Source organism: Parafrankia discariae, assembly GCF_000373365.1.
GTDB lineage: Bacteria > Actinomycetota > Actinomycetes > Frankiales > Frankiaceae > Parafrankia > Parafrankia discariae.
In genome coordinates this window covers 1-2,543 of the sequence record NZ_KB891172.1, presented here as the reverse complement: position 1 = coordinate 2,543, position 2,543 = coordinate 1, and the positions used below count along the sequence as shown (strand labels likewise).

Here is a 2,543-nt window from a genome sequence, read left to right as displayed (position 1 = left end):
GCCACCCGGGCCCCGCCACGATCCGACTCCACCCACTCACCCCACGCGCGGCCTGACCAAACCCCAGCAAGATCGCCTTAAGCTTCACGGCATTGGGCCAGGGCCGGCCGCAACCGTGGTCGGCACAACCCCGCTTGAGACCTTCCACCAGGATGGCATTACGCCAATGGCTACTTTCTGCTACCGGGGCTCTCGTGTCGCCCAGCGACCGGCGCAGGACGCCGAAGGCTCCGATCCCGGCGGTTTCCAACCCTCGGTCGCCTCGGTCGCTAGTAGCTACTCCACAGGTCAGGACCACATTCGGCCATTAGAGCTGTTGCTAGGACCAGCGGATGGGGCGCTGGTCCTAGCGACACCCGCCGGCGGTCAACACTGCCTCGAAGGCAACTTTCCGTGACTTCGGACGGGGTGTACGGCTACCCGGAGACGTCAGCGAAGAGCATCCATCAGGCATGGTGACGCACATCACAATTTCGGGATCAATTGATCGCCCGATCCGAGGACGAAAAGCAACGAACAGCCGTGATGAAGCGCGAAAAATACGCTCACGGCTGTTCGCAAAGTGCGGGATAAATGCGGGATGATCTCGAATAAATCGAGATCATCGATCTTGCGAAAGATGCCCTGACAAGGGCTTACGGGTGCGCCGCCAGGGACTTGAACCCCGAACCCGCGGATTAAGAGATTGCCGGATACTCGTCTGTACTCGTCCACGGACGTCCGCCGGTCCTGGTGGTGCGTCGTCCGGATTCCGCCGACGTCCGCGCTTGTCTACCGCTGTCCGGTGCCTTGGCTGCCAAGCTGGCTGCCGTGGACCGGGCGACCCGTCTCGGCGCCTTTCGGTCGAACTCGGACCTTGGCGGCTGCTGGGGGCGGATCTTTCGATACAAGCCGACCGTGCGCAGGCGCGGCAGCACCCGATCGCCACCAAATGGACTACACCATTCGTGCCCTGATTTGCCGAGCCTGCCATACTACGTTGTGCGATCTGGATTTAGATAGGTAATAAACCAATCTGCCACTAATTCGGCGTCACCCTTGAGATCCAGGGCCTTTCGCGTGTTGATTCCTTCATTCATTCCATGTGCAATCTTGTTTCTTCTGTCTACCAGAAAGGATATCTCACGGTGTAGCCGCTGGTCCTCATCCTCTAGGAACGTCCGAAAGTTCTCTTCGAGCTGAGGGCCGAAACGCGAGACAAGGTCGATGAGATTGTCGGGCGTGGGATTTCTCGATTTTGTGAGCCAGGATATAGCAAATGTTTGAACGGGTCCGCCCGATTTCTCGGTCACGTAAGTCCGCGTTGTTTCGAAGGTTGCTTGTTCGAGGTAGCCGCATGTACGCACAACCAGAAAGCGCGTGAGCCAGATATGATCATCGTCCGGGCGTTCCTCTGGACGGTTTGTGACCGAATCTGCCAGGCGGTCTAGATTTTCCTTTATCGTAGTGAGGTTGCGCGGTGGCCATTGTTTATGGGCCACTAGCTGTTCCGCTGTGGCCGAGAGAAGATCGCCGTAGCAACTTCGAGCCTAGCCTTGAGATTTTCCTCGGTGGAAGTTGATCCTGAAATTGCGGCCGTGAGCCTCTCATCGGCTAGGAGTCGTTGGTAGGACGATGCAACTGTCGCTTCGTCGACGGCACGTCCGCTATCGAGGCGTCGCATTAGTCCCACGAAGAGAGCTTCAGTCAACGCCATGTTGACCTGATTGCTCTGGAATCTCAACGCCGACCTACCTACGGCGGCATAAATGAGCTGGACACTTCGAGAGAAGAGTTTGACGACGCGCTCATGGTCTATGTCTTGAAGGTCCCGATGTTCACCGATGAAGTTGTTCAAAAACTGCTTCAGGGGTCTTTCGTAGTGTTCGGCATTGAGAAATAGGGCGACGATCCGCAGTATCAATTCCTGGTCGCGAAGTCGCGGGGACTCTAGTCCATAGAGGTGTCGCCAGTCTTGCAAGGTATTGAGATTTGCCAACCAATCGACAAAAGGTCCCGGATACAATGCAATTCTGATCTCATGGGGAGTTAGCTGCGTACCGCCTGAATTCATCCGCTCGAAGACCTGGTATACGGCCTCAAGAGATTCTCGCGTGCTCTCGGCCTTGACGATGGTGGCTTGAATGAATGTGTTATCAAGTTGACGCCGCTGTTCTGCGGAGAGGGTTGCATAAGTAAGACCCTGGAATTGCTCTGCGGTGTTCTTTAGGGAGAATTCCTGATCTTGATGAACACCCTTGTAGAACGCTTGGAGAGTGCGAAGTCGCTGCTGGCCATCAAGAACGAGATACCGCTTATCTGGTTGCAGCACGAGGATGATTCCGGGAATCGGGTACCCGAGAAGGAGCGATTCGATAAACTTGTCCATCTGGGGTCGTCTCCAGACGAATCCCCGTTGAAAGCCGGCCGTCTGTAGCGACATATCCCCGTGGCCGAATGTCGGGATAGCTGAGCCTTTTCAGAGTTGCTTTGCCTGAATCGTGGGAACGTTCCATCTCGCGCGCATGAAGGAGCCGCCGACGGGCGACCCGGAGGCCGGAAGT

At 56.6% G+C, this 2,543-nt stretch carries 2 protein-coding genes; both read right to left on the bottom strand.

Annotation, left to right across the window (positions count from 1 at the left end; translation table 11 throughout):
• Window positions 1-974: 974 nt before the first annotated feature.
• Entirely contained in the window at window positions 975-1,481 is a 507-nt protein-coding gene (locus tag B056_RS42615; RefSeq protein WP_076784672.1) for a HEPN domain-containing protein, read from the bottom strand.
• Window positions 1,481-2,422 carry a DUF262 domain-containing protein gene (locus tag B056_RS40515; RefSeq protein WP_076784671.1) on the bottom strand — a complete coding sequence of 314 codons (942 nt, stop codon included), beginning with the start codon at window positions 2,420-2,422 and terminating at the stop codon, window positions 1,481-1,483. Before B056_RS40515 ends, B056_RS42615 begins: the two co-directional genes overlap by 1 nt.
• Window positions 2,423-2,543: the final 121 nt, after the last annotated feature.

Coding starts and splice junctions, on each gene's coding strand:
- B056_RS40515 (WP_076784671.1), bottom strand. CDS start 2,422: ATGTCGCTACAGACGGCCGGCTTTCAACGGGGATTCGTCTGGAGACGA.